Consider the following 1,271-nt stretch of genomic DNA (forward strand, 5'->3'; position numbering starts at 1 on the left):
CGTTGGAGGGGGCGAGGTGGAGCAGTTCCCGCAGCAGGGAGGCCAGCACCCCGGCCAGGCCGTCGGGGGCGGGCAGATGGGGTGGCGCTGGGGTGTTCGCCTGGCTCGCGGAGACCGTGGTCCCGGCGGCCCGTACGCCGGTGACGAGGACGGCCGGCCAGCGGCAGGCGAGCGGCGGGTCCTCGTCCTCTTCCGCGTCGTCGTACGCGCCCTCGGGAACCGTGTAGAGGTCGGCCATGGCGGGCTGCTCGGGGTCGGGCGGGAGAGGCCGGTCCTTGGCGCCGCGGATCACCACGACGGGGTCGTTGGGGAGTTGGAAGCCGGGCAGCACGTCCCGTTTGAGGACGACCTGGTCGGCGGGCAGCCCGTGGGCGTCCTGGTAGGCGCGGATGGCGGCGTTGAGGTCGTCGGGGGATGCGGCCCAGGGGATCGTGGCGCGCAGCGACGCGACGGTGTCGCGCCTGGCCTTGGCCTCGTCGGTCGCGGTCCGCACCAGCGCGTCGAGCTGTTCGCGGTAGGCGCCGGCCGGTTCGTCCGGGGCCTCGGGGACCTTGGGGAGGTTGGCGGCCCACCACAGGTCGTAGAGCCTGCGCTGCGCGGCGATCAGGTCCTGGACGGCGGCGTCGTGGGCGGCCTGGGCGGTGTTGAGCCGGGCCAGGACCTCGGCGTACGCGGTCCGCGCGGTGCGGGGCCGGCGGCGCGTGCCTTCGGCGGGGGCCTCCGGCGGGACGTCCTCCAGGACCCAGGTGTAGCCCGCGTGGGTGGGGGTGAACCAGGAGGCGTGGACGGCGCGTTCGGCCCGGAACTGCCCGTCGGGCTCGTCGAGCAGGTCGAGTACGCCGGAGTGGACGGCCGAGAGCAGCGCGGCGAGCTCGGGCGGGGCGCCGGCCCGGCGGCCCGCGTGCTCCTCGATCGCCTTGGTGGCGTGCTCGGTGTTGTTGCCGACGCCGATGGTGACGTAGTCGGGCCGGTCGGAGGCGGGCATGGGGCTGCCCTGGCGCTGCCAGGCGACGTCGAGGACGGTGCCGTGGCAGACCGTGCGGGCGCTGTCCGGAGCCGTGCCGTCGGCGGTCCAGCGGAGGGCGGCCATGCGGGCGGCGACGTCGCCGGCCAGCGGGTCGGCCGAAGGGTCGCCGTACCAGCCGGCGACGAGGTAGTTCAGCTGCCACGCGGTCCGCGGGTCGAGGTCGTCGGTGCGGTCGTGCACGGAGAACACATCGGTGTTGTACGGCTGGTAGGCCGCGAAGGTGGGCAGGCCGGGGCCGACGGCG

At 75.5% G+C, this 1,271-nt stretch carries 1 pseudogene; it reads right to left on the reverse strand.

The annotated features are described in order from the left end of the window. Positions 1–1,271 (reverse strand): annotated as a pseudogene (locus tag B073_RS39350) (hypothetical protein); the annotation flags it as partial.

The sequence above is a fragment of the Streptomyces sp. MspMP-M5 genome (genome assembly GCF_000373585.1).
Taxonomy (GTDB): domain Bacteria; phylum Actinomycetota; class Actinomycetes; order Streptomycetales; family Streptomycetaceae; genus Streptomyces.